Raw genomic sequence first — 24330 nt, forward strand, 5'->3', positions numbered from 1 at the left:
TTCTTCGCGGCGTCCCTCGACGGAATGTGCGGAACGTACACCGTCGGCCGCGAGAGCTGGACGGATCGTCGCTCGTCCGCGCCGACGTGCCCGTCCTATGCTCCTGCGTTACGTCGGCCCCGGCGCGCAGCCGCCCGCAGGCCCTTCCCTTCCCTTCCTTCCTTTCTTCCCGCACACCGGTGTGCCCCCCGCAGTTAAGGAGCGAGCCAATGCCAGGTCACGTCACCGAGAGCGCGCCGAACGCGCCCAACGCCCTGGCCGGGGACGCGATGGGGACCAAGGACCTCGTCTTCACGGTCCTGGCCGCGCTCGCCCCGCTGACGCTCATCGTCGCCGTCGCGCCCCTGCACTTCCTCAAGGGCGGTGCGTCCGTTCCGGGCGGTTACCTGGTCGCCGGCGTGGTCATGGCGCTCTTCGCTGTCGGGTTCATGACGATGAGCCGCTACGTGCGGAACGCGGGCGCCTTCTACGCCACCATCTCCCGGGGCCTCGGCAAGCCGGTCGGCTCGGGCGCGGCGATGCTCGCGATCGCGGCCTACAACGCGCTGCAGATCAGCACGTACGGCGCGCTCGGCGTCTACGCCACCGAGACCTTCAAGAACTACTTCGACCTCGACGTGCCGTGGTACGTGTTCGCGCTGGTCTGCGTGGCGCTCGTCGCCTGGCTCGGGTACCGCGGCATCCACACCAGCTCCCGGATCCTCGGTGTGCTGCTCGTGCTGGAGACGGCCGTCCTGGTCGTCCTCGCGGTGTACGTCCTGGCGAAGGGGGGATCCGGTCACTGGTCCGCCGAGTCGTTCGCGCCGGGCAAGGTCTTCGACCCGCGCAACGGCGCCATGTTCGCCCTCGTCGCCGGAGCCTTCATGGGCTTCGAGGCCACCGCGATCTTCAGCGAGGAGGCGCGCGGCGGCATCCGGACGGTCCGGAGGGCCACCTACATCGCGGTCGGGTTCATCGCCGTCTTCTACGCCTTCATCACGTGGGTCATCGTCATGGCGTACGGCGCGGACAAGATCGCGGGGGCGGCCGAGGCGGACCCGGTCAACCTCGTCGTCGCCGTGTTCGACTCGTACGTGCCCGCCCCGATCACCGAGGTGATGCACGTCCTGCTGCTGACCAGCGCGTTCGCCGCGCTGCTCGCGCTGCACAACGCCGCCAACCGCTACTTCTTCGCGATGGGCCGCGAGGGTCTCCTGCCGCGCGCCCTCGGCCGGGTCCACCCCAGGACCAAGGCGCCGTGGGTGGCGGGCCTCCTGCAGAGCGGCCTGGCGGCGGTGGCCGTCGCGGCGTTCGCCTCCTTCGGGCTCGACCCGTACCTGGGCCTGCTCCTGTGGGGCAGCGCGCTCGGGTTCCTCGGGATCATCGGCCTGTGGGCGCTGTGCTGCCTGGCGATCATCCGCTTCCTGCGCCGCGAGGCGCCCGAGGCCGGGCTGTTCCGGACCACGATCGCCCCCGGTCTCAGCTTCCTGGGGCTGGCCGTGGTGCTCGTCCTGGTCCTGACCAACCTGCCGCTGCTGACCGGCGCGGGCACCGCCACCAACGTCGTCATCATCGGCGTCGGCGTGGCCGCCCTGGTCCTCGGCGTCGCCCGCGCGCTGCGGCTGCGCGCACGCGCTCCCCAGCTCTACGCCGCGCTGGCCCAGACGTCCGTCGACGAGCCGCCCGCGGGGCGGGAGGAACAGGTGATCCACCATGGCTGAGCGGCACTCCCACGCCGAACGCGGCTACCGGCCGGTGGACCTGGCCGGCGTGCTCAACGCGCCCCGTTCGATCCTCGACGACGGCGACTCCTACCCCCTCGGCGCCCGGACGTTGTACGGCATCCCGTTCCGGTTCGGCGACGAGCGGGCCGCCGACGCGGCGCTGCTGCGGGTCGAGGGAGACGCCGTCACCATCCCGGTGGAGCGCTCCTTCGAGTGGATGGTGATCGCGCACGCGCTGGAGTCGCCCGACCTGTTCGACGGCCAGACGGTCGGCGACGTCTGCGCGCACTACACCCTCCTGTACGAGGACGGCGGCTCCGAGCGGCTGCCGGTGCGCCAGCGGTTCGAGATCGGGCCGACCCCCCGGCTGTGGAGCGACCGGGCGATCCCCCTCGACTGGGGGCAGACCCCGTTCCTGGCGGTGCCCGACGCGCAGCACCGGCTGATGCCGCGCACCCACGGCCGCTTCGACGCGGCGGGCGCGCGGTTCGTCGACATCGACGACCCGCAGGCCAGGTCGCCGTACGTGCTGCCGTACCGGTTCTATCTGTGGCCCTTCAAGAACCCCCGGCCGGGCGTGAAGGTCAGCGGCCTGGAGATCCGCTCGCTGGGGCCGAGCGTCCTCGTCGGCGCGGTGACCACCAGCGACCTGGACGAGGACCCGTTCGGGCGCACGGTGTGGCGGGACGTCCTGATCGACCTCGACCCGTCGCTCGGCCCGGTCACGGAGGACCTGTCCGTCACCGTCGACCGCGGCTCCGCCACCTATCTCTACCGCCGCGTCGCGGACGTCCCGGACGACGGGTCCGGCACGCCCGCGTGGGGGGCGCCCGTCGAGGAGGAGCACCGCGCGTACGTGCGCGTCGCCGCCACCCCGTCGGCGCGGCTGACCCTCTCGCGGGGCGGGTCCGTCGTCGGCGCGTGCGGCTGGGACGAGCTGCTCGACGCCGGTCGGCGGAGCGACGGCGGCGTCACCTGGCGGGTGCCCGACGCCGGTCGCGCGTGGGTGCGCACCGTGGTCAGGGACGCCGCCACCGGCGAGCCGGTCCCCTGCCGGATCCACTTCCGGTCCGCCGACGGCGTCCCGTACCCGCCGCACGGTCACCACGGGCACATCAACTCGGACGGCAACACCTGGAACCTCGACATCGGCGGCGACGTGCGCCTCGGGGCGACCACGTACTCCTACATCGACGGCACCTGCGAGGGCTGGCTGCCGCTGGGCGAGGTCACGGTCGAGGCGGCCCGGGGGTTCGAGTACCGGCCGATCAGCACGACCGTCACCATCCGGCCGGGTCAGTCCGAGCTCGAACTGACCCTGACCCGGATGACCGACATGACGGCGACCGGCTGGTACAGCGGCGACACCCATGTCCACTTCGTGTCCACCCTCGGCGCCGAGCTGGAGGCGCGCGGCGAGGACGTGCGCATCACCAACCTCCTGCTCAGCCAGTGGGGCCACCTGTTCACCAACACCGAGGAGTTCACCGGACGGCCCCACACCTCGGCCGACGGCCACACCCACGTCTTCGCCGGGCAGGAGAACCGCAGCGGCATGCTCGGGCACATCAACCTGCTCGGGCTGCGCCGTCCGATCATGCCGTGGTGCACCGGCGGCGCCGAGGAGTCGGAGCTCGGAGGCGGCCTGGAGACGACGTTGTCGCACTGGGCCGACGAGTGCCACGAGCAGGGCGGCACGGTCGTGCTCGCCCACTTCCCGGTGCCGAACGGCGAGGCGGCCGCCCTGCTCGCCACCGGCAGGCTCGACGCCGTCGAGATGATCGCCTACGACCCGTACAACATCCAGGAGTACTACCGCTATCTCAACGCCGGATATCGGATCCCGCTCGTGGGCGGCACGGACAAGATGAGCAGCGAGGTGCCGATCGGCCTCATCCGCACCTACGCCCAGGTGCCGCCGGAGGAGGAGCTGGACTACTGGGCCTGGTGCCGGGCCGTACAAGGCGGGGCGACGTTCGTGACCAGCGGGCCGCTCCTGCACATGGACGTGAACGGCCACCGCCCCGGACAGGACGTCAGCGCGCCCGGCGGCGGCCCGGTACGGGTGGAGGCCCGGGTCGAGTCGATCTTCGACCTGGAGCGGATCGAGATCGTGATGAACGGCCGCGTCGTCGCCGAGCACCGCTCGGAGCGTCCGGCGCGGGCGCTCGAACTGGTCGCCGATCTGCCGGTCACGGAGGACTCGTGGATCGCGGCGCGCTGCTACGGGCCCGGCGCGGACGTCGCCCGGCACCACGACGTGTGGGCCCGGCCGATCATGGCGCACACGTCGCCGGTCTACGTGCGCACGGGAGAGGGCTACGGCAGGTTCGACGAGGGCACGGTCCGGCACATGCTCAACCTCATCGACGGCTCCCTGGCCTACATCGACGAGCGCAGCCGCAGCGTGTGGCCCGGCCGGGCCTGCCACAGGCACGGGCAGGAGGACCACATGGCCTTCCTGCGCGCGCCGTTCCTCCAGGCCCGCGAGCTGCTGCGGGCGCGGTCGGCCGAGCGCCGCTGACCGCGGCCGCGGCGGGCGGCCCCGGCACTCCGCCGGCGTCGACGGGCGGACCCTCGTCCGGCGGCTCCGGCGGCGGCGCGTGTGCCGGACACGCCGGTCGACCCGGCGGCCGCGGCCCTCATGACGGCAGCCCGCCCTTCCGGAATCGGAAGGGCGAGAGCTGCCCCGCCACGAGCGCGGCCAGGGCGAGGCCGAACCCGATGAGCTGCGGCACGGTGAACCGTTCCGCGAGGACGAGCGCGCCGAGGATCGCCGCGACGAGCGGGGAGAGCAGGCCGAGCAGTGCGGTGGCGGTGACGTTCAGGACGCCGATGCCCCGGAACCAGAGCGTGTAGGCGAGCAGCCCGCCGACCAGCCCCAGCCAGAGGTACCCGCCGGCCGCCGGCGCGTCGATCGTGGCGGGGACACCCTCGAAGAGGGTCACGACGGCGAGCAGCGCGAGACCTCCGGCGGTGAGCTGCCATCCCGCGAGCGCCATCGGCCCCACGCCCTCCGGTCGTCCCCAGCGTTTGGTGAGCGTGACTCCCAGCGCCATCACGCCCGCTCCGGCGAGGCCGGCGACCACGCCGACGCCGTCGATCGCGGCGGCCGGGCCGATGACGACGAGCCCGACACCGATCACGCCGACCACACCCCAGGCCAGCCGCCACCGTGAGAGACGTTCGCCCAGGACGAGCGCCGCGAGCACGGCCACGATGATCGGCTGCGCCGCCCCGAACGTCGCCGCGACCCCGCCCGGCAGGCGTTCGGCGGCCAGGAACAGCAGCGGGAAGAAGGCGCCGATGTTCAGCACCCCGAGCACCGCGGCCTTCCACCACCACGCTCCGCGAGGCAGCGTCCTGGTCAGGACGAGCGCGAGCACACCCGCCGGCAGCGCCCGCATGAGGCCGGCGAACATCGGATGCCCGGCGGGGAGCAGTTCCGTGGTGACGAGATAGGTCGTGCCCCACACCGCGGGGGCGACGGCGGTCGCGAAGGTCGCGCCCACCCGCGGCGACGTCGTCACCGGGACGGCGGCGGCTGAGAGATTCACGGTCATGTCATCACTTTGCACGGAACCCGATCGATGAGTCCAAGACATGCTTGTCATCACATCAATCTGCGAACGCGATAGATGGCGCCACCGTCACCGTGCGGCTGACGATCGGGGTGATTCCGACCGTGACCGCGATCGGCGTACCCGTCGCGCTCCGGCGCTTCCGGGAGCGGCACCCCAGGTGCGCGTCGCGCTCCGCGACGGCGCAGGACGACGCGCTGCCCGATCAGGCGGGGCGGGGCCTGGACTAACGTCGTGGTCCATGTGGATCGACGAGGTGACAGGAATCCTTCTCGAGGCAGCGGAGGTCGCGATCCTTCCCCGGTTCCGGGCGCTGGCCGCGGGAGAGGTCGCGGAGAAGTCGCCCGGCGAGGTGGTCACCGTGGCGGACCGCGAGGCCGAGGAACTGATCGGCCGCCGGCTGCGCGGGGTGGTGGATGCCCCGGTCGTCGGCGAGGAGGCCGCCGCAGAGAACCCGGGACTCGTCACGGCGCTGCGGGAGGCGCCGGCGGCCTGGCTGGTCGATCCGTTGGACGGGACCTCGAACTTCGTCGCGGGCCGCCCCGAGTACGCGGTGATGGTGGCGCTGGTGCGGGGCGGGGAGACCGTCGCGGCGTGGATCGTGCGCCCCGCCGATGGCCGCGTATATGTCGCCGAGAAAGGGGCGGGGACCTGGCGCGACGGGATCCGGGTGCGCCGTGGACCGGCTCCCGCCGATCCGGCACGACTGCGCGGGGCGGCGCTGACCAGGTTCCTCGACGCGAGGGCGAGGGAACGGGTCGAGGCGGCGGCGCCCCGATTCGCCGCCCTGGGGCCGGGCACCACCTGCGCGGGCGTGGACTATCCACGGCTGCTGGACGGCGACCAGGACTTCATCCTGTTCCAGCGGACCCTGCCCTGGGACCACGCCCCCGGCGTCCTGCTGCTGACCGAGGCGGGCGGCGTCGCACGCCGCCCGGATGGGAGCCCCTACCGGCCCGCCGACCCGCGCCCCGGCCTGCTGAACGCCGCGGATCAGACCTGCTGGAACACCGTCCGCCCGCTCCTGTTCGGCTGATCCGCCCGGCCGCGCCTCCACGCGACGGCACCCCAGGCTCCGTGGCGAGCACACCGGCGACCGAGGCCGGCGTGGAGGCCGTCGTCGCGGCGGCGCCGGTACGCGTCCTCGGCGCCGACGGCGTGATCGGAAGTGGCGCGGGCGCTTCCCTCGCGGCTTGTCGCATAAGTATCGTTGTTGCGTATTATTTGCAACTAGTACTCAACTGCGGAAGACAGCGATGGGTCGGTACAGGCTTCCGGACATGCCCTACGACTACGTGGCACTGGAGCCCGCGATCACCGGCGAGATCCTCGAACTGCATCACGCCAAGCACCACGCCGCCTACGTCAAGGGCGCGAACGACACCCTGGACCGGCTGGCCGAGGCCAGGAACAAGGGCGAGTTCGGCGCCGTAGGGTCTCCGGCCCGCGAGGGTCTCTCTCCTCACGCGCGCGGCATCACGCGCGCGGCATCAGGCCTCGGCCGCGCGCAGCCTCCGGCGCAACGCGCGCCGCGCCACGGGGCCCAGATCGTCCACCACCTCGAGCAGCACGCCGAGCCGGTCCAGCGCCTCCAACGCCGCCGCCGCGCCGGCCGGATCCGCTCCCTCGAACAGCTCCAGCCCGACGAACCCGGCGAACACCGCGCGCGCCAGCCCGGAGACGTCGACGAACTCGGCCACGGGAGACCCGGCGAGCACCCGTTCCAGGGTCCGCTCGATCGGCCCGATCCACAGGCTCAGCGCCGTCGACGTCACCTCCGCCAGCTCAGGATCCGCCTGCGCGCCCGCCAGCATCTGCGCCAGCACCGTCACGTTCCCGAGGGAACGCTCCTCCGCGTGCACACCGCGGCCCAGATCCAGCAGCTCGCGAAGCGACGACACCTCGTCGAGCCGCGCCGCGAACGGCGCGACCCTGGCCTCCGTCGCCGCCAGGGTGGCCGCCCTCAGCAACTCCTGCACGCTGCCGAAGTGATAGAAGATCAGCGCCTGGTTCACCCCGGCGTTCCCCGCGATGACCCGCGCCGACGCCCCCGCGACGCCCTGCCGGCGGATCGTGTCGATCGCGCCGTCGATCAGTCGTTGTCGGGTGTCGGCCATGTCATCCATCACGGCGGGTCCGGAGGTCGGCGGACCTTCCGAGGACGCGCGCACAAGTAGGGGCGGGACAGGATCAGGGCGGTCACGGTGAGGCCCACACCGGCGAACACCGGGGCCAGATGACCGAAGTCAGAGTACTCGATCACCCCGTGCACCACGACGGCGGGCACGAACCCGGCCGCCGCCGCCAGCGCCAGCGACCACCACACCCACGACTCGCCCCGCCGCCACCCCCACGCGCTCACCAATGTGATGGCCACGGCGGCCGCCGTCAGCGCTCCTCCGAACCCCGCCCGATCGTGCGCGACGAACGGCAGCAACCCCGGTCCGGCCGCGTGCAACGCCTCCGGTCCCGTCCCCAGGTACTCCAGATCACTCCGTACGAACACGTCGGTCACACCTACCGCCGACACCGCCACACCGCCGACGAGCAGCCCCGCGCCCGTGCCCACCATCAGAAGCTGGCCGAGCAGCGCCGCACGCCACTCGCGCCGCGGCCCCTCCGGCCGCGCCGTCCACCCCGGCCCGGCCGTACGGCGCCGCACCGCCATGACGAACATCGGGAACAGGACCACGACGACCGCCGCGTGCAACGGCTCCACGAATCCCCAGCGCAGCGAGGACAGCGACGCCGGAAACAGGATCCACCCGGACACGGTCAACGCCTCGCGCGCCCACGGCCACCCACGCCGCATTCCCCCCATCGCCAGACCGGCGTACAGCACCCCGACCGCGACCATCGTCCCGGCCATCGTGATCCGGTCGTGCTGCAGGAACCCCACCAGGCGACGGTTGATCGCCTGCAACCGTTCCGTCCCCATGCCGAGGAAGGCACGGTCGTACCACAGCAGCACCGGTCCCATCGTGATCAGCGCGGCGCCCACACCCGCGACGACCAGCCCGGCCCCCACCAGGAACGCCCACCACCACGCGGGCCAGCGCCGGAGATCGCCGCCCACCTTCCGTACGGGCGGCGGGGCGGAGGTCGGCGTCACCGCCTCGGCCACCCGCGCGAACCAGCCCGGCCCCGAGCCGACCAGCACCGGAGGCGCGGCCAGCACCACCGCCGTCGGATCGGCCAGCGCCTCGACCGCGGGCCCCACGCTGGGAGACGTCAGGCGCACCACGCCCGGATCCGCCCCCGTCGTGAACCCGTCCACGTAAGGTGCCAGCATCCTCGCCACGTCCGGTCCCTCGGCCCGCGCCACCACCGGCACACGCCGCCCCTCCGCCGCCTTCACGACCAGGGGGACGTCCGCCTCCCCCACAGGAGCCACCTCGACGAGACCCGCGCCCAGCGGAGGCAGCGCCCGTACCGCGTCCCGCGCCACCCGCGGCGGGACCACCGCACCCAGGCGGCTCCGCACCGGCACGCCGGCCACCGTCCCCGCCAGCAGCGACGGCGGATGGCGATGCCCGAACGCCCGCGCGACCACGAACCCGCCGCCGGGCAGCGACCCCACCGTGGCCAGCGCCCGCAGCGCCCATCGCCGCGACCGGTCCGCCCCGAGCAGCGCCGCCGCGATCCCGCGCAACGGCTGGTACGTCCAGTCGGGCACTATGCCTCCGCTCTTTCCACCGGCGGACGCCAGTCCAGGATCGGCGCCATCGACCGCAACGTCACCGCGGCCGGAATCAGCCGCGCGGCCAGGTCCCGGACCGTCACCGCCCCGGGTGACGTCCACCGGGAGAGCGCGGCGAGCCGCGCGGAACGACGCGCCACGGCCCGCGCCCTCGGACGCCGCAGCCGGTCGTAGCGCGCCAGTGCCGCCTCGACGCCGGAGCCCCCGCCGAGGCAGGCGGCGAGCGTCACCGCGTCCTCGAGCGCCTGGCACGCCCCCTGGCCCAGCATCGGATCCATCGCGTGCGCCGCGTCTCCCACCAGAGCCGCGCGGCCCCGCGCGTACGACGGCGGCGGCGGAAGCTCGTACACGTCATGACGCAGCACCCCGCCGGCGGGCGCCGCCGCCAGCAGCATGGGGATCGGGTCCGGCCAGCCACCGAAGCGCCGCCGTACCTCGTCGATCTCCTCGCCGGTCGCGCGGCCCCCTTCGGGCGCCGTCGCCGCCGCGAAACAGTAGAACCGCCCACCGCTCAGCGCCGTGAACCCGATGCGCTCGCCGCGCCCCCAGAACACGCCGCCCCCGGATCGCAGCGCGTTCGGTGGCTCCGCCGCGGCGAGGGGATCGGTGATCATCCGCCAGGCCGTGCATCCGGAGTAGCGGGGAGCCCCGGAGCCCGGCCACCGCTGCCTCCTCAGGTCACTGCGCAGGCCGTCCGCGCCGACGACCAGATCCGCGCGCAGGCTCCCGCCCGGATGCTCGACCACCACGCCCTCGCCGTCCTCGCGTACCGCGCGCATCTCGCGGCCGGGCAGCAATGCGCGCGGAGGCAGCGCCGCGACCAACGTCCGCACCAGATCCGCCCGCCGCACCACCACCAGGGGGTGGCCGTACCGGCGGGCGATCTCGGCGTTGTCCACCCGGGACAACCAGCGGCCGGCGCGATCCCGCAGGCCGCCCGCCGTCTCCACCTCGCCGAGCGCGACCACCCGATCGGCCAGGCCGATCGCCGCGAGCGCGCGCATCGCGTTCGGCCACAGGGAGAGGCCCGCGCCGACCTCGGTGAACTCCGCCGCCCGCTCCAGTACGGCGACCCGCAGGCCGCTCCGGTGCAGGGCCACCGCCGTGGCCAGGCCGCCGATCCCGCCGCCCACGACGACCACATCGAGTCCGGACATCGATCCCCTCCTTCATGAGGCGATGCCCGACGATAAGCACTTTTGAGCGATCGCTCAACTCCGACAAATCCTGTTATTTCCGGCAAAAGACGAAGCAACCCAGGTCCGCGGACGGGCGGGAAGGCAGCCGACGTCCTCGTACGCGGGCGATCGTGATGTGAGCCGCCGATCCGATCCTCCGATCGCCGCGACCGGCGCCAGGAGCGGAAGGAGCAGGAGGAACAGGGCGAGCGGATCCGGCACGGCCAGGGATGGCATCCGCGCGGGTCCGCTCCGGACACCTGCCGGGATCGAGCGGGCGGCCGGCCTTTCCCGGATTACCTGGCGCTCCAGCTCCGGGGCTGTGACAATCTTGATCGGGCCGCCCGGCTCATTCTCCTTCCGGGGGGCGACGACTCAATGGAACGGTACAGAGGCAGCCTGACCGCGCCGCGGGGAGTGGAGCGTGGGGAGCTGCGGATCGGCAGGAAGGGCGTACCTGCCGGTGATCATCCGAGGCGTCGCGAACGGCGCGTGCTGATCGCCCCGGGCACTGGGGTTTCTACGGGGTAAGGGATGCGAAGCGTGAATACAGGCGGGGACGCCGGTGCGAGCCGGGCCTCGGCCGCCGTGACGCGGGCGCCGGATCGGACGGGTGGAACGGCGTCCGCGAGCGGGAGCGGAAAAGAGGCCGCGACCGCGTCTCCGGAGGGAGGCGGCACGGACGCCCGGCGGGCGGCGCGGGCGCGGAGGATGTCCGCCGCGCTGGCCGTACTGTCGGTGTCCCTGACCGCGGCCGGCACCGCGATCCAGTTGTCGCTGCCGAAGGAGTGGTCCCCGTGGCCGCCCGCGGCGTCCGATCACAGCGCGGGCCTGATGTTCCCGCTGATCGGCGCGTTCCTGATCGCGCACCGGCCCCGCCTGAGGCTGGCCTGGCTGATGTGCGTCGGCGGTCTCGGCTGCGCGGTCAACGTGATGGCGATCGGGCTGCAGTTCATGCAGGCGTCGGCCGGCCACCTGGAGAGTGCCGGTTGGCTGCGCCTTCTGGCCATCGCGGGTTGGGTGGTCGGAGGGTGCACGCTGGCCACCCTCGTGCCGCTGCTCTCGCCGGACGACCGCCTGCCCTCCCGCCGCTGGCTGCCCGCGGCGATCGGCGGCGTGGTCGCGATCGTCGCCTACGGCGTGTGCAACATGGTGCGGCCCACGCCACCCGCGAGCACGTACCGCTGGCCGGAGGTCATTCCGAGCCCGCTGGCCATCGAAGCCCTGGCTCCTCATCACACGGCCTTGATGGGCTCGCTCACTCTGCTGGTCAACGCCTGCATGGTGCTCTCCGTACTCTCCCAGGCGGTACGGCTGCGGGGCGCGGCCCCGGCGGCGCGCAGGCAGATCGCCTGGCCGCTGCTCGCCTTCGTCGTCTACGCGATGTTCGTACTGCTCGGCAACGACTACTGGCTGCCGGCGACGATCTGGACCGGGCTGATTCCGGTGGCGATCGCGTTCGCCGTGCTGCGGTACCGCCTGTACGGAATCGACACCGTCATCAGCCGGACCGTCGTCGCGACCGGCCTGATCGTGGCGGTCGGCGCGGTCTACTTCGGCACCGGCGCGCTGGCCGGGCTTCTCGTGTCGGGCTACGACCAGGTCGCGGGGCTGGCCGCCGCGCTGGCGGCGGGCGCGTTCTTCCAGCCGCTGCGCACGCGCCTGCGCCGCATGACCGACGTGATGCTGTACGGCAGGCACGGCCGGCCCGAGGCACTGGCCCGGAGGCTGGCCCGCGAGGTCGGCGAGACCGATCCGGTCAACGCGCTGGCCGCCGTCACCGCGGTGGTGCTCGACGGCCTGGGCGTCACCGGCGTCCTCGTCGAGGTCGGCTCCGCGGGCATGCGGGTGGAACTGGGCGTGGCCGGGCCCGAGCCGCGCGCCCTCCCGCTGGTGTGGCACGGCGAGCCGGTCGGCCGCATGCTGATCGGGCCGCCCGGACCGCGCCGCTTCTCCACCGCCTACACCGAGCGGCTGATCCGGGCGGCGACCCCTTACGTCGCGGACGTCGCGCACGCCGTGCTGACGGCGGCCGACCTGCAACGTTCCAGGGAGCGCATTCTGACCGCGCGCGAGGAGGAGCGGCGCAGGCTCCGCCGCGACCTGCACGACGGCCTCGGCCAGGCGCTCGCCAACATGTCGATGACGCTGAACGTGGCCCGGCTGCGCCTGCGCGAGGCGCCGTCCTCGGCCGACCGGATGTTGCGGGACCTGCGCAGCAGCATGGATTCCGTCAGCCAGGAGGTCCGCGACCTGGTCTACGGCCTGCGGCCGCCCAGTCTGGACGACCTCGGTCTGCCCGGGGCGGTGCGCGCGCTCGCCGCGGAGCCCGGGCCGGCCGTACAGGTCGAGGTGGAGGGCGAGACCCGCGACCTGCCGGCGGCGGTGGAGGTCGCGGCGTACCGGATCGCGCAGGAGGCGCTGACCAACGTGCGCAAGCACGCCGACGCCACCAGCGCCACCGTCACCCTGGCCCGCTCGGAGCACGCGCTGGTCGTACGGGTACGCGACGACGGCAAGGGGCTGCCCACGCACCGGCGCTCCGGCGTCGGCTTCGCCTCGATGCGGGAGCGCGCCGCCGAACTGGGCGGCACCTGCCTGATCGGCCAGGCTCCCGCGGCACGCGTCGACGCAAGGCCGGGGACGCAGGTCGAGGCCACGCTCCCGCTTCCCGGACGCTTCGGCGCCGGCTCCGACGGGGCCGGGAACCTGCTGTCCCATGTCCGCTCCGGATGACCCTGGGGATCCGCCGCACAATCCTGACCTTTACGGTAGGAAGGCACCGTGACTGACGATCAGCGGCATGGCGGCCGACGGCGGGACCGCTCGCGTGTTTTCCGTCCCGTCGAGATCCTGGTGACCGCCCTGGCGGTCGGAGCCGGATTCGGCGCGGCGACCTCCCTCATGAACGCCCTCTCCAACAGCAATGCCGACCTTGGAAGCCGTGCGTATACCACCAGCGGGTGGTCGGTCCCGGAAATCGTGAGCGTGCTGCTCGACTCCGGCTGGGCTTGGGCGGGTTTGGCGGTCGCGGTGGGGTGGCTGGTCTCACGCGCCGGGGAGAGCCGTCCCACGGCACCGGCGCGGCTCGGTGCTGCCGCCGGCGCACTGGCCCTGCTTGCGGCCACGGCCGCGTACAGCATCGTGGACGCAATCCGTAGCGGCGGGCAGATCTCCTGGTACGAGTCCGAGCCGCTCCTGTGGTGGGTCGCCAGTGTCGTCTTCGGAGCGCCCCTGGGTGCAATCGGTACATGCGTCAGGCGATCAGGGGCGATCGGTCTGCTCGCGAGATCGACCGTGCCGGTCGGCGCCGCCGTACAGATGTTCGTGCTCCCGCCCGGCAGGAACGAGGTGGTCCAGGCTATAGGGAAGACGATCGTCTGGACGGCGGCTGCCGCGAGTGTCGGCTTCATCGTCGTCCGCTTCCTCCTCGTGGAGCGGCGTCGGCGCTCTCCGGCGGAGTCGCCGTAAGAGGAGTGGAGACTCGTCGACCACCAGCGTTCGGTGGCACTCAGGTCGTCGACGGGCATCCTTTGATCATCAAGAGGTGAGTGCTTTCGACCGCTTCGCCGGGTTATCAGGAGGAAAACCTTCCTCACGGAGCGAAATAATGCACTCACTGTAGGTGTCGGGCGGATCGTGGCCGTCACACGCCGAGGCGGTCCCGGTCATGATGGGAGGCCACCTGCTGTCACCCGAGTGATGAGGGTTGAGTCCCCATGGATGACCTGATCGCGTTCCTGCGTGCTCGTATCGCCGAGGCCGAGGAGATCGCCGACCGGTGCGAACCGCGTCACTGGTTCTCCTCCCGTACGGCGGATGATCCGGTTTCCTTCACCCGCCCGGGCGTGTACGGCCGGGAGCACATGGAGGTGTCCGACTGCGAGCAGCCGCAGATCGCGGCGACCATGAACGTGCGGTGTGAGCGGCACATGGTTCACCACGACCCCGCCCGGGTCCTGACGGATCTGACCGCCAAGAAGCACCGTCTCAAATATCTCGCTCACGTCGTCGGCGGGAGCTGGGTGGATGTCGGGGAGCACGCACAGGCGGAGCATCTCCTGCGTCTTGAGGCCGCCGCCTATGACTGGCATTCGGACTACCGCCCGGAGTGGCGTGACTGAACGCTCCGCGTTGCCCGCCGGAGGCGCATCCGCCGCGGTGCTGTTCACGCTTGGGGGCCGTCGGGCTAGCCGCGCCCTCGGCGCACGAGGAAGACGACGAAGACGAAAAGGCCCGTCGAGATCAGGCCATGGACGGCGGCGCGAACCGTGCGTGGGCGCTTGACTCACGGGGCTCGGCCTCCGGGCCGAGAACGTCCTGAAAGAGATGCCGATTCCCGGTGACGCGGCGTTCGCGCGGAAAACGTTCCGGGGGGTGCGGCCGACGTTCGGAGAACACCTTCGTCACGCTTGTCGAGGCGGCGGACGGCACGCGCCCGTTTCGCGCGTGCCGTCCCCCGCCGTGCGCCCGCCTGGGCGAGCGATCGGACGACCAGGGATCGTCAGTCGAGATCGGCGACCGCCTTGCTCACCGCGTTCGGGCCGTCGTACTCCCGGTCCGGGATCTTCTCCAAGGCGCTGACGACTTCCTTCTTGGCGCCGTGGTCCCGGGCGGCCTTCACCAGGTCGGACTGCTTCGCCGGGTAGTCCACGCCCTTCAGGTCCTTCTGAAGCTGGATCGGGTTCGGCTTGTTCGCCATGCCGTCCTCCTCCGTTCCGGTCGTCGGATGGCTCCGGACCGCCTACCCGAGCAGGTCCTCCTCAACCTCCGGCCCGCTGGGTCAGCCCGGCGGCGAGGCAGGCCGTACGGAGATGCGGCGGCGCGCAGATCTCGGTCGCGGTCCAGTAACCGTCCTTGACCACCGTGTCCTTGATGGTGCCCCTGTCGACCACGACGGGCGCGATCATCGTGGCCGGGATCGAGGCGACCGTGCCGTTGGAGAGCGTCGTCGTCCCGGACACCGTCCTGCCCACGCCGAGATCCACGGCGATCCGGGCCGCGCTCCGCGCCACCGACCTGATCGGAAGGTAGACGGTCATCGTCTGCGCGCCCAGCAGGATCCTTCGCAGCGCCTCGAGCTCGGCGCCGCGCCCGGTGAGCGGTGTGCCGGGCGTGGCGCCGGCGTTCCGCAGGATGGTGGCGATGCCTCCCGCCATGGCGTCGCTGGCGGCGTACACGCCGATCACCCTGTCGGGGCCGAGCGCGGTGAACGCGCCGTGCACCGCCTCCCCGGCCCGAGCCGGGCTCCAGCCCGGAGCGTCGTACTCCCTGCCGATCGTCACCTGCCCGTCCAGGACCTGGTGCGCCCCCTTCTTGAGGTCGCCCGCGTGCTGGTCGGCCGGTGAGCCGTTGACCATCACGATCTCGCCGCGCCGGAGATCGCCCCCGATCCTGATCGCGTCCAGCAGGGAACGGCCCTGCATCCTGCCCGCCTGGATGTTGTCGAACGAGGTGTAGGCGTCCACCGGGCCGCCGGCGAGCCGGTCGTACGCGACGACCCGCGCCCCCTGGTTCTTGGCCAGGGCCACCCAGTCCGACACGCCCTTGGGGTCCACCGCGTCGAGGATCAGCACTTTCACGCCCGCCGAGAGCATCGAGGCGAGTTGCCGCGACTGCCGCTGCGGGTCTCCGCCGGCGTTGCCGTACACCACCTCGCATTTCGGGCACAGGGCGGCGACCTGCCGGACGATGTACGGCCGGTCGAACTTCTCGTAGCGGGGCGTCCGTGTGTCCGGCAGCAGCAGGCCGATCGGGAAACCCTCACTCAGCGAGCCGACGGCGACGTTGGAGGGATCCCCTCCCGGCCGCCAGGCCGTACCGCACGATTCCAGACCCATGAGAACGACGACCACGACCCCCGGCATGAGCCGGCGAACCAGATTTCTGCCCACGGCGAAACCCCTTCAGCCTGTTCGGCCCTGCCGTACCCGGACATCATGGACATAACGCCTGATCGTGGACGGCGTGGAGCCGTTCTTTGCGACCGCCGTACCGGGCACCGGACAGGCCATGAACAGGAACGGGGGCCTTCCCGCCCCGTGGACCGTTCCCGAAGAGGGCGTCCCGGGCTCCGCTTCCGGCCCGATTTTCGGTGTGATCCGCTGATCCGCTGAGGCACTAAGTTGTGAGAGACTCCACCATTGCGGGGCGGTAGCTCAGCCGGTCAGAGCATCGGACTCATAATCCGTGGGTCGTGGGTTCAAGTCCCACCCGCCCTACTCAGTTTGATCAGTGAATATGGCTTCTGACCTGCGATTTCTCGATGCGCGCCGATCTCGGCCCGAGAAGCAGGCTCCTGTTGGTTGCTCGTTGTTTGCTCGCGTGTACGTCGCCGGGAAGCTCAACCAGCGGACTTTCACGGGCACCGGGCGTGCTCCGGGCACACGGTAGATCACCCAGAGATCGATCTTCAGGTCAGACCAATGTGACGATCAAGACAAGGCCACAACCGAACGCCCCACAGGGCTCCTCTGCCCGGTTATGGCATTCCGGCGGTCACGGACGTTCCAAATGCGCCGACTCCGACAAATAGGCGAAATCCCGGCAGTTGAGGCTCGTAATTCGGCAACCAGCGGACGAATAATCTGCTGGTTGCTGCGGCTCCTCCATCCGGAGGCTCCGCTGGTCCAGGGACGTGGCGGCGCGCAACAGACGCGCACGCCGAGGCCGATGAGGTTCACCTCTGCAGTACCTGCGTGCCGGGCCTGGACCTGCCCGCCGCCGCTTCAATGTCAGGATTCCGGGCGGTGGCCGAGCACCGCATGGACGACGTCGTTCCTGTCTCGGAGAGTGCTTCAGGGGCGCCATTCCGGGCGGTAGTCCTCGTGCCAGTCGTAGGCGGCGGCCTCCAGACGTAGCAGGTGCTCGGCCTGGGCGTGCTCCCCCGCATCGACCCAGCTCCCGCCGGCCACATGCGCCAGATACTTCAAACGGTCCTGCTTGGCGGCCAGATCGGTCAGGACGTGGGCCGGGTCGTTGTGCACGATGTGCCGCTCATACGCAGCGTCCAGGGTGACCGTGATCCGCGGCTGGGCACAATCGGGCACCTCCACGCGCTGGTGGCCATACACGCCCTGACGCGAGAAGGACCTCGGATCGTCGCTCACACGGGACGGGAACCAGCGGCCCGGCTCGCACATTCCGGCGATCCGCCAGGACTCGTCGATGCGAGCCTGAACGAACGCGATCAGGTCATCCATCGGGGACTCGGACCTCATCACTCATGGGGAGAGTTACGCCATCCATCATGAGCCCGAACTCTCCGACCTGTACTGGCATTCGGCGAACCGCCTCATGGTCGGGTACAACAGACAGCCGCACCGTCGTCCCCCTCCGCCCTGCACTTTCCTGCTTGCCCCCGGACCGTTGTCGGTCTGGATGATCGGGCGGCGACGGGCCGGATTCGGCGTGGCCAGGAGCGCAGCGGTGGATTCGGCGGCCGCCCGACTCTCGTACCGGCGAACCGAAGAGATCTTCAAGGAGAACATTTGGCTCCTGGCCAACCCGCTCGCCTCGCCCGAGGACATCGAGGAGCTGGGCGGCTGGACCCTGCACCGGTTTCGCCACAGCGCTGACCCACGACACTGAGGACGACGGCACCTTCACCCCGATGCCGCTGGCCCGTTCCCGCCACACCTCCGTCCATTCCCTGGAGCGGTACGACCGCCCCGACGTCGAGGCGGACGCGGGCCCGGCACGTTCGCGCGGGAGTGTCAAGAAGAAAAGATGACCGTACAGTCCCACCGGATCAGGCTGATGTGGGTGTCTTGGCGGCCTGTTCCCGGCGGGCTTGGGCGAGTTGGTGGGGGTACAGGGTGCGAAACAGTGCGGCGTAGGTCAGGCCTCCGATGAGGGGTCCGACGAGGGCGGATAGGTCGGCGCCGTTCAGGGCGGCGGCGATGGGGCTTGTGTACATGGAGTTCAAGCTCAGCAGCGCGGCGGTGGTGCCCAGCGCCTGGGCGATCAGACCGGCGGAGTTGATGCCGCGGTGGTACCAGTAGGCGCTGGTGGGTGTTTCGTTGTGCAGTCCGGGCCCCGGGTAGTGGTTGCGGCGCATGATCACGTCGACGGCGCTGATGGCCAGTCCGGGGCCGAGGAGGGCGACGGTGAGTTCGAGGATGTTGTTCAGCGCGTCGAGGAAGTCGGTGATGAACAGGGCGTAGGCGGTGATGGCGGTGGCGGCCAGGCCGTCGAGCAGGGCGGCGGCCCATTGGCCGATCCGCACGCCGGTGGCCTGCAGCGCGAGGGCGGAGCTGTAGGTGGTGAGGATGTTGTTGGCGACCGAGCCGATGACGATGGCCAGCAGGAACAGCGGGTAGAACCAGCCGGGCACGATCGATTTCAGGGACGTCTGGGGGTCGGTCATGTCGACGGCGGTGCCGGCCAGCACGCCGACCGCGCTGAGCGCGACGCAGGGGACGAATCCGCCGAGCGTCGTCCATCCGGCGACCGCGCGGGGGGATGCGTCGGCGGGGAGGTAGCGGGCGTAGTCGGCGCCGCTGCCCCAGGACAACGGGACCGACACCATGATCGTGAATCCCAGCAGGAGGGTGGCGGCCAGGTCCGTTCCGTGCAGTGCGCCCTCGGGGCCGCGGCCGGGGTCGGCGTGCCCGAAGACGAAGCCGGCCAGCACGGTCAGGCAGATGGCGAGCGCGGCGGTGAACAGCGGGCTGAGCCGGACGATGAGGCCGTGGCCGTAGATGCTGACCAGCAAGGTGCCGCCCGCGAGCACGGCGACGACGGCTGCCTGGACCGCGGTGGTGACGGTCACGCCGAGGTGGTCGAGCAGGGCGAACCCGGAGAGGGAGCCCATGCCGAGGTTGATCGCGGCGTACGCCACGCACACCGCCCAGTTCGTGACGATGACCCCTACGCGGTTGCCGCGTATGCCGTAGGTCGCGCGCGTGAGCACGCTGCACGGCGTCCCGGACACCGGCCCGGAGACGGCAAGGATGCCGTTGAACACCCAGAACAGATTTCCCAGCAAGATCACCGCCAGGCTCTGCCATATGTCGAGGCCGAGCAGGACGAGGGAGCCGCCCAGGACGATGGACAGGTAGTTCACGTTGGCGCCGGCCCAGACGAAGAACATGTCGCGGGGACGACCGTAGCGCTCGTGCTCGGGGATGTGGTCGATGCCGTAGGTCTCGATATGGGTGGCGCGGGCTACCGGTGCCACCGCGTCGGCGGGGTGTTCGGCTGCGGTGCCGGCGGATTCGGACGTGGTCACAAGCGGCACTCCAGGCTTGGGAGGTGAACAGGCGGGAGAAACCGGGCGGAACGCGGGATGAGGTGGGGATGGGGCGCGGCGCGGTGCAGCCCCCGTGCTGCCGACACCGGGGCGGCCGGGGCATGAGGTGCGCCGTCCGGCCGCCCGGGTGCTCAGTGGGTCGCGGTGCCGCGTCCGTCGAGCAGCGGCCGGGCCGGCTGCCAGGTGTCGCCGCGGCGGCGTGCCGCCATACCCGACAGCGCTTCGAGCACGATGCGGTTGCCGAGCATCGCGGTGATGTCCGCGTGGTCGTACGGCGGGGAGACCTCGACGACGTCCATGCCGACGATGGGCAGTTCGAACGCCAGGCGGCGTACGGTGTCCAGCAGTTGCCGGGAGGTCAGTCCGCCGGGCTCGGGGGTGCCGGTGCCCGGGGCCATGCCCGGGTCGACCACGTCGACGTCCACGGACAGGAACACTCCGTCGCAGTCGTCGAGCGCGATTCCCATGGCCTCGTCCACGCACTCCTGCAGGCCGCGGGTGACGATCTCGCTCATCTCGTACGAGCGCATGCGCTGGTCGGCCATCCAGTCCAGCGTTTCCGGATCCGGCCAGTAGCCGCGCAGGCCCATCTGCAGGAACCGGTCCCCGCGGACGGCGCCGGACTCCAGCAGGCGGCGCATCGGCTGTCCGTGGCCGTGCAGGTGGCCGAACTCGATGTGCGCGGTGTCGGCGTGCGCGTCGAAGTGGATGACTGAGATTCGGCCCATCCCGTGGTGCCGGGCGACGCCGGTGATGTCCGGCAGCGCGATGGTGTGGTCGCCGCCCAGCACGATCGGGATCGCGCCTGAGGCGGCGATCGTCGCCACGGCCTCCTCGATCGCGGCGATGCTGCCCTCGATGTCGCCGGCGAACATCTCCACGTCGCCGGCGTCCACCACCCGCAGGTCCCGCAGCGCGTCCACGCGCATCGGCAACGAAGGGCGTGACCCGTCATGGGCGTTGTAGTCGGTCGACCGCATCGCCGACGGGCCGAACCGGGTGCCTGGCCGGTGGCTCACGCCCCCGTCGAACGGGGCGCCGACGATCACCACGTCGGCGTCCCGGTAAGTGGCGGGGTCGTCGAGTGTGCAGGGATCGACTCCGAGAAATGTGATGTCGGGGCCGAACATCGCTCCGTAGCGGCTCATGGGTTCTCCTCAAACAAGCTCCTGATGTTAAAGTCAGGAGAGGTGGCCTGACTTTAAAGTCAGGAACCGGGTGATGGCAAGAGCTGTGACAGGATCGAAGCCGTGAGCGCAAGCGACCCCACCGCGCACGACGTAGACGAACCTGCGGTCACCGGCACACGAGGCGGACGGGAAGGCATCCTCCAAGCCGCCGTCGAACTCATCGCCCGGGACGGCTTCGACGGCGTTCGCATCGCCGACATCGCCGCCCGCGCGGGAGTGTCCACCGCGCTGGTGCACTACCACTTCGCCGTCCGCGACCGGCTGCTGACCGACGCGCTCGCGCACTCTCTCACCCGCGCCGAAGCCCGCCTGGAACGCCGCACCCACAGCTCCCACCGCGACACCCCGGCCGAGCGTCTCGCCGATCTGATCGACTTCGGGCTGCCGCTCACCCATGAAGACGTCCTCGAATGCCGCCTATGGGCCGAACTCGAGATCCGCTCCACCGGATCGAAGGAACTCGCCGCCGCCCTCACCGAACTGCGCCGCCGCATCCTGGCCCCGCTCGTCTCCGCCATCGAGGACGGCCTGCGCACCGGCGACTTCCGCGACTGCGAGCCCGGCGACGTCGCCACCGTCGCCATGGCCCTCCTCGACGGCCTGACGAGTCGGCTCCTCACCGACCCGGGCGGACCGACCCTCACCGACGCCCGCCGCCTGGCCGCGCACCAACTCACCCTCGCCGTCGGCTACAGCGGCGAACTCCCCTTTCAGCCCCTCCCCGACCCGGGAACCCCGCCGCCGCACACCCAGCCCAACCGCGCCACTCCCCGCCGCCGCCGCGCGCCGCGCACCCCCGCGCCGTCACCGGGCACACCGACCGACACGTGAAGGCCCTGTAACCGCACGATCGGGCGAGGAAGGGAGAGAGGCCTATGACGGCAGCCGCCCCGAGCTGCCGTCCAACGCCGAACGCGAGAAGCCTGCTACGAGCTGGACGACCTCGCCCAGGTGCTTCGCGGAACGGCTCGGCCTCCGGCGTATCGCCGCGGCCGGGGTCGTGACCGTCGGCCTCGTTCTGCTGTCCCTCCTGTCCGCACACTGAGAAGCCCGGGCCGCTCGCGCCGCCTGGATGGGCACCACGTGGGGTTCAGGCGGCGCTGCCGCTCTGCCCGCGACTGAGTTCCGCGGCGATCGGTAGGCCGCCGCCAGGCCGCTCAGCAGCACCGCCGCAAGCGCTCCCAGGACGGCCGGACTTTGCCGAAGGCGATGCCGACGGCGGCCAGCGGATACGAGCCTGCACGAACGCGATCAGGTCATCCATCGAGGACTCGACCTCGGCGTGTAGTCGCAATCCCGGAAACACCTCTCCCGGGCGTGAAGGAACCGTCATACCGGCGGCCACCACACAGAGAAGCCTTCCATCAGCGATGGCCAATTGCCATTCCAACTCCGCCCGGACCGGCAGCCGGACAGCCGCCCGGATGTAACGATCGCACCTCCCACAGAACCTCGGCGACCGGAATGAGCTCAACATCGAGGATCCACCTCTGGAAGAAGGTGATCCACTGCGCCTTGAACGCAGGTAACTGGCCCGCCCGGTGGTCGTGGCGCCCGGTTCACAAGAGCGAGACAGGCTCGCTGGAGTTCTTTCCAGCGAGCCTGTCTCGCGTTTCAGAGATTCGGGATCAGAGGTCGGGCACGACGGATAGCCTCACGTGGGAACCCGTACGCTGGCCCCTCTCCGGTCTGCGGCTGTTCCGTTGACCGTCCGGCCCGCGCGGTGGTACCGACGGAGGCGGAGCCGAAGTGGCCAGGAGCGCGGCGGTGGACTCAGCCGCCGCCCGCGCGACTTCCGGATAGACGCTGGTGTAGGTGTCGCGGGTGAACGTCGAGGAGACGTGCCCGAGGGTTTCCTGGACCACCTTCAACTCCACCCCGGCGGCGAGCATCAGCGAGGCGGCGCCGTGGCGCAGGTCATGCAGCCGGACCGGCGGCAGACCTGCCCGGGATGCGATCAGGTGGAACTGGTCGCTGACGTGCTGCGGATGCAAGGGCCGCCCGAGTTCGTCGGTGAAGACGAACCCGCTGTCGGCCCACGCCTTGCCCGCGGCCAGCTGCTCGGCAGCCTGGCGTTTGCGGTGGGCGCGCAGAACCTGGACGGTTTCCTCGTCCAGGGCGATGGTGCGGTCGCTGGCCTCAGTCTTCGGCTTCCCCTGAATCGGCTGCCAGCTGAGCTGAGTGATCTGCCAGTGCACCCCCGCCGTCCCGGCATTGAGATCGACGTCCTTCCACCGCAGGCCGACCGCCTCCCCGCGACGAAGGCCGCGCAGGGCGATCAGCCGATACAGCGCATACAGCCGATGCGCGCTCGCCTGGCCAAGGAAGGCCGAGGTCTGGGCCGGGGTCCACACCATGACCGACGACGGACGCGGCGTAGAGATATAGAGGCCGACAGTGTTGAAGGACCGGTTGTCTCGCCGCTCCCGCTCGGCGGCAAGCTGCCGCTGGAAGTCAGCGTTCCATTCGGTCACACGCTCATCCGTCCACACCAGCGCCTTGGGAGGCTTGGCGTCGGGGAGTTCGACCACGGCGGCGGGGTTGAAGTCGATCAGCCGGTCCTGCTTGATCGCCACGTTGAGCGCGTGGCGGAGGGTAGCGCGGATGCGGTGCATCGTCGCGGGACCGACCGACCGCCGATACTTCACCGTCGCCCGCTGGACGGGGTCGTCACTGGCGCGGGCGGTGGCGATGACGTCGTTGAACTCCTCGATCGCGTCGAACATGCCGCTGACGTCGGAAACCCGCAGCTGGTCCAGGCGTATATCTCCCAGATAGGGGACGAAGTAGAGCCGGATGTGTGCCTCGTACGAGCGCCGGGTGGTCGGGTCGATCCTTCTCTTTCGCTTGAGGAACTCCGCCATCCACTCGGCGACCGTGACGGTTCGGTCAAGGTCCTGGTGGGTTCGGACCTTGCGTCGCACCTCTTCGATCGACGGGAGCGCCTTGGTGTCCTTCAGGACCGAGAGCATCAGCTCGCAGATCTTCCGCCGTGTGTGCGGGTCCTCATCCAAGGCGAGCAGCCCGCGTGCGTGGCCGAGTTCGGCCTCTGCGTCTTCCAAGCTCGCGAACCCGTGACGCCGTAGCGGGGTGCGGCGTCGCCCGTCCCCGTGCGGGGGGAGTTCGAGCTGGTAGGCCCACTTGCCGTGGGTGCTGCTCCATCGCTCGCCTCCGCCGCCGGATCGGCGGAGTTTCGGGCATTTCTTCCCGAGCTGCTTGCCCGTCGCTGCGTCGCGGCAGCCGCAGGTCTTGTAGGTGGTGCCGTTCGCCACCCTTGATCACCTCTCCTCAGGCTGTGGACGGCGTGTGCCGTCGTCGTGGTAGCTGAGCAACGCCCACACCTCCCGCGTCGGCACCAGGTAGCTGCGGCCGATCCGCAGCACCCGGCAGGGGAACTCGCCGTTCTTGGCCAGCCGGTACGCCTTGGTCCGGCCGAACCCCAACAGCCGTCCCGCGGTGACCACATCGATCACTGCCGGAAGGTCACCGAGGTCGGTCGCCCGCATTGCCGGTGTCATCGCACGCCCCCGCACGGGCGCAGGTACGCCCCCTGGACGCGCTGGCGTGGTGTCGTTGCCCTGCCGGACTGGCGCACCCCACACCGCCGTACACGGGTGTGGCGAGGTATGGGGCGGCCGGTCCACCATGGACGCCGGTATCGACGCCCACCTCTGCAATGCGTGTCAAGCAATATCCGCTGGTCAGGAACCCCGCGTCGCCGTCGA

General features: G+C 71.1%; 20 protein-coding genes, 1 tRNA gene and 1 pseudogene. 11 read left to right on the plus strand and 11 right to left on the minus strand.

The genetic code is table 11. The annotated features are described in order from the left end of the window. Positions 1-209: 209 nt before the first annotated feature. Positions 210-1700: an APC family permease gene (locus tag AWQ70_RS26635; RefSeq protein WP_067181432.1), complete on the plus strand. Its 1491-nt coding sequence runs from the start codon at positions 210-212 to the stop codon at positions 1698-1700. Further along, positions 1693-4227, plus strand: a complete 2535-nt coding sequence (locus tag AWQ70_RS26640) for a CehA/McbA family metallohydrolase (RefSeq protein ID WP_067181435.1) — start codon at positions 1693-1695, stop codon at positions 4225-4227. The genes AWQ70_RS26635 and AWQ70_RS26640 overlap by 8 nt, the downstream gene beginning before the upstream one ends. A 118-nt stretch (positions 4228-4345) precedes the next feature. On the opposite strand, the gene AWQ70_RS26645 is transcribed toward AWQ70_RS26640, so the two are convergent. After that, positions 4346-5266 (minus strand): EamA family transporter, encoded by a 921-nt coding sequence (locus AWQ70_RS26645; RefSeq protein WP_067181438.1) that lies wholly within the window; start codon positions 5264-5266, stop codon positions 4346-4348. Between the two features lie 92 nt (positions 5267-5358). On the opposite strand from AWQ70_RS26645, the gene AWQ70_RS39280 reads away from it, so the two are divergent. From AWQ70_RS39280 to AWQ70_RS37995, 3 genes and pseudogenes are all read left to right on the plus strand, one after another. Beyond that, positions 5359-5514, plus strand: a complete 156-nt coding sequence (locus tag AWQ70_RS39280; RefSeq protein ID WP_157530426.1) for a type 2 periplasmic-binding domain-containing protein — start codon at positions 5359-5361, stop codon at positions 5512-5514. Between the two features lie 11 nt (positions 5515-5525). Next, complete coding sequence (locus AWQ70_RS26650; RefSeq protein WP_067181443.1) at positions 5526-6320, plus strand: inositol monophosphatase family protein; 795 nt, start codon at positions 5526-5528, stop codon at positions 6318-6320. A gap of 220 nt (positions 6321-6540) precedes the next feature. After that, positions 6541-6717 (plus strand): annotated as a pseudogene (locus tag AWQ70_RS37995) (superoxide dismutase); the annotation flags it as partial. A gap of 57 nt (positions 6718-6774) precedes the next feature. Here the strand turns inward: AWQ70_RS37995 and AWQ70_RS26655 are convergent. The 3 genes from AWQ70_RS26655 to AWQ70_RS26665 are packed head-to-tail and all read right to left on the minus strand — an operon-like array spanning position 6775 to position 10141. Next, positions 6775-7401, minus strand: coding sequence for a TetR/AcrR family transcriptional regulator (locus tag AWQ70_RS26655; RefSeq protein ID WP_067181627.1), 627 nt, complete (start codon positions 7399-7401; stop codon positions 6775-6777). An 8-nt stretch (positions 7402-7409) separates the two neighbouring features. Beyond that, on the minus strand, positions 7410-8960 hold the full coding sequence (locus tag AWQ70_RS26660; protein ID WP_067181446.1) for a serine/threonine-protein kinase: 1551 nt from the start codon (positions 8958-8960) through the stop codon (positions 7410-7412). Beyond that, on the minus strand, positions 8960-10141 hold the full coding sequence (locus AWQ70_RS26665) for an FAD-dependent monooxygenase (protein WP_067181450.1): 1182 nt from the start codon (positions 10139-10141) through the stop codon (positions 8960-8962). Before AWQ70_RS26665 ends, AWQ70_RS26660 begins: the two co-directional genes overlap by 1 nt. 732 nt (positions 10142-10873) lie before the next feature. Here AWQ70_RS26665 and AWQ70_RS26670 point away from each other — a divergent pair. The 3 genes from AWQ70_RS26670 (at position 10874) to AWQ70_RS26680 (ending at position 14286) form a co-directional block, all read left to right on the plus strand. Next, positions 10874-12898 carry a sensor histidine kinase gene (locus tag AWQ70_RS26670; protein ID WP_067181453.1) on the plus strand — a complete coding sequence of 675 codons (2025 nt, stop codon included), beginning with the start codon at positions 10874-10876 and terminating at the stop codon, positions 12896-12898. Between the two features lie 48 nt (positions 12899-12946). After that, positions 12947-13633, plus strand: a complete 687-nt coding sequence (locus AWQ70_RS26675) for a hypothetical protein (RefSeq protein ID WP_067181457.1) — start codon at positions 12947-12949, stop codon at positions 13631-13633. A 248-nt stretch (positions 13634-13881) separates the two neighbouring features. Beyond that, positions 13882-14286, plus strand: a complete 405-nt coding sequence (locus AWQ70_RS26680) for a DUF6221 family protein (protein WP_067181461.1) — start codon at positions 13882-13884, stop codon at positions 14284-14286. Positions 14287-14666: 380 nt separating this feature from the next. On the opposite strand, the gene AWQ70_RS26685 is transcribed toward AWQ70_RS26680, so the two are convergent. Beyond that, complete coding sequence (locus AWQ70_RS26685; RefSeq protein ID WP_067181465.1) at positions 14667-14864, minus strand: DUF2795 domain-containing protein; 198 nt, start codon at positions 14862-14864, stop codon at positions 14667-14669. Between the two features lie 61 nt (positions 14865-14925). Then, complete coding sequence (locus tag AWQ70_RS26690; RefSeq protein ID WP_245647165.1) at positions 14926-16056, minus strand: sugar ABC transporter substrate-binding protein; 1131 nt, start codon at positions 16054-16056, stop codon at positions 14926-14928. A gap of 253 nt (positions 16057-16309) precedes the next feature. Here AWQ70_RS26690 and AWQ70_RS26695 point away from each other — a divergent pair. Beyond that, a tRNA-Ile gene (locus AWQ70_RS26695) sits at positions 16310-16383 on the plus strand. Positions 16384-16959: 576 nt separating this feature from the next. Here the strand turns inward: AWQ70_RS26695 and AWQ70_RS26700 are convergent. Next, the gene (locus AWQ70_RS26700) at positions 16960-17364 is read right to left on the minus strand and encodes a DUF6221 family protein (protein WP_157530428.1); all 405 of its coding nucleotides are present in this window, start codon (positions 17362-17364) and stop codon (positions 16960-16962) included. A 226-nt stretch (positions 17365-17590) separates the two neighbouring features. Here AWQ70_RS26700 and AWQ70_RS39285 point away from each other — a divergent pair, with 226 nt between their 5' ends. Next, positions 17591-17752, plus strand: a complete 162-nt coding sequence (locus AWQ70_RS39285) for a hypothetical protein (RefSeq protein WP_157530430.1) — start codon at positions 17591-17593, stop codon at positions 17750-17752. A gap of 160 nt (positions 17753-17912) precedes the next feature. Here the strand turns inward: AWQ70_RS39285 and AWQ70_RS26705 are convergent, their stop codons facing one another. Both AWQ70_RS26705 and speB read right to left on the minus strand, forming a co-directional pair. Next, complete coding sequence (locus tag AWQ70_RS26705) at positions 17913-19394, minus strand: purine-cytosine permease family protein (protein ID WP_067181477.1); 1482 nt, start codon at positions 19392-19394, stop codon at positions 17913-17915. A 152-nt stretch (positions 19395-19546) separates the two neighbouring features. Next, positions 19547-20563 (minus strand): agmatinase, encoded by a 1017-nt coding sequence (gene speB, locus AWQ70_RS26710; protein WP_067181481.1) that lies wholly within the window; start codon positions 20561-20563, stop codon positions 19547-19549. Positions 20564-20665: 102 nt separating this feature from the next. On the opposite strand from speB, the gene AWQ70_RS26715 reads away from it, so the two are divergent. Then, positions 20666-21436, plus strand: coding sequence for a TetR/AcrR family transcriptional regulator (locus tag AWQ70_RS26715; RefSeq protein WP_067181484.1), 771 nt, complete (start codon positions 20666-20668; stop codon positions 21434-21436). A 797-nt stretch (positions 21437-22233) separates the two neighbouring features. Here the strand turns inward: AWQ70_RS26715 and AWQ70_RS26720 are convergent. Both AWQ70_RS26720 and AWQ70_RS26725 read right to left on the minus strand, forming a co-directional pair. Beyond that, the gene (locus tag AWQ70_RS26720) at positions 22234-23877 is read right to left on the minus strand and encodes a tyrosine-type recombinase/integrase (RefSeq protein WP_067181487.1); all 1644 of its coding nucleotides are present in this window, start codon (positions 23875-23877) and stop codon (positions 22234-22236) included. Positions 23878-23883: 6 nt separating this feature from the next. Further along, positions 23884-24078, minus strand: a complete 195-nt coding sequence (locus AWQ70_RS26725; protein ID WP_245647166.1) for a helix-turn-helix domain-containing protein — start codon at positions 24076-24078, stop codon at positions 23884-23886. Positions 24079-24330 lie beyond the last annotated feature (252 nt).

Source organism: Microtetraspora niveoalba (genome assembly GCF_001570405.1).
Taxonomy (GTDB): Bacteria; Actinomycetota; Actinomycetes; order Streptosporangiales; family Streptosporangiaceae; genus Microtetraspora; species Microtetraspora niveoalba.

Bases quoted from the DNA above. Each gene is read 5' to 3' on its own strand.
- AWQ70_RS26635 (WP_067181432.1), top strand. From the start codon at position 210: ATGCCAGGTCACGTCACCGAGAGCGCGCCGAACGCGCCCAACGCCCTG.
- AWQ70_RS26640 (WP_067181435.1), top strand. From the start codon at position 1,693: ATGGCTGAGCGGCACTCCCACGCCGAACGCGGCTACCGGCCGGTGGAC.
- AWQ70_RS26645 (WP_067181438.1), bottom strand. From the start codon at position 5,266: ATGACCGTGAATCTCTCAGCCGCCGCCGTCCCGGTGACGACGTCGCCG.
- AWQ70_RS26650 (WP_067181443.1), top strand. From the start codon at position 5,526: ATGTGGATCGACGAGGTGACAGGAATCCTTCTCGAGGCAGCGGAGGTC.
- AWQ70_RS26655 (WP_067181627.1), bottom strand. From the start codon at position 7,401: ATGGCCGACACCCGACAACGACTGATCGACGGCGCGATCGACACGATC.
- AWQ70_RS26665 (WP_067181450.1), bottom strand. From the start codon at position 10,141: ATGTCCGGACTCGATGTGGTCGTCGTGGGCGGCGGGATCGGCGGCCTG.
- AWQ70_RS26670 (WP_067181453.1), top strand. From the start codon at position 10,874: ATGTCCGCCGCGCTGGCCGTACTGTCGGTGTCCCTGACCGCGGCCGGC.
- AWQ70_RS26680 (WP_067181461.1), top strand. From the start codon at position 13,882: ATGGATGACCTGATCGCGTTCCTGCGTGCTCGTATCGCCGAGGCCGAG.
- AWQ70_RS26685 (WP_067181465.1), bottom strand. From the start codon at position 14,864: ATGGCGAACAAGCCGAACCCGATCCAGCTTCAGAAGGACCTGAAGGGC.
- AWQ70_RS26700 (WP_157530428.1), bottom strand. From the start codon at position 17,364: ATGGATGACCTGATCGCGTTCGTTCAGGCTCGCATCGACGAGTCCTGG.
- speB (WP_067181481.1), bottom strand. From the start codon at position 20,563: ATGAGCCGCTACGGAGCGATGTTCGGCCCCGACATCACATTTCTCGGA.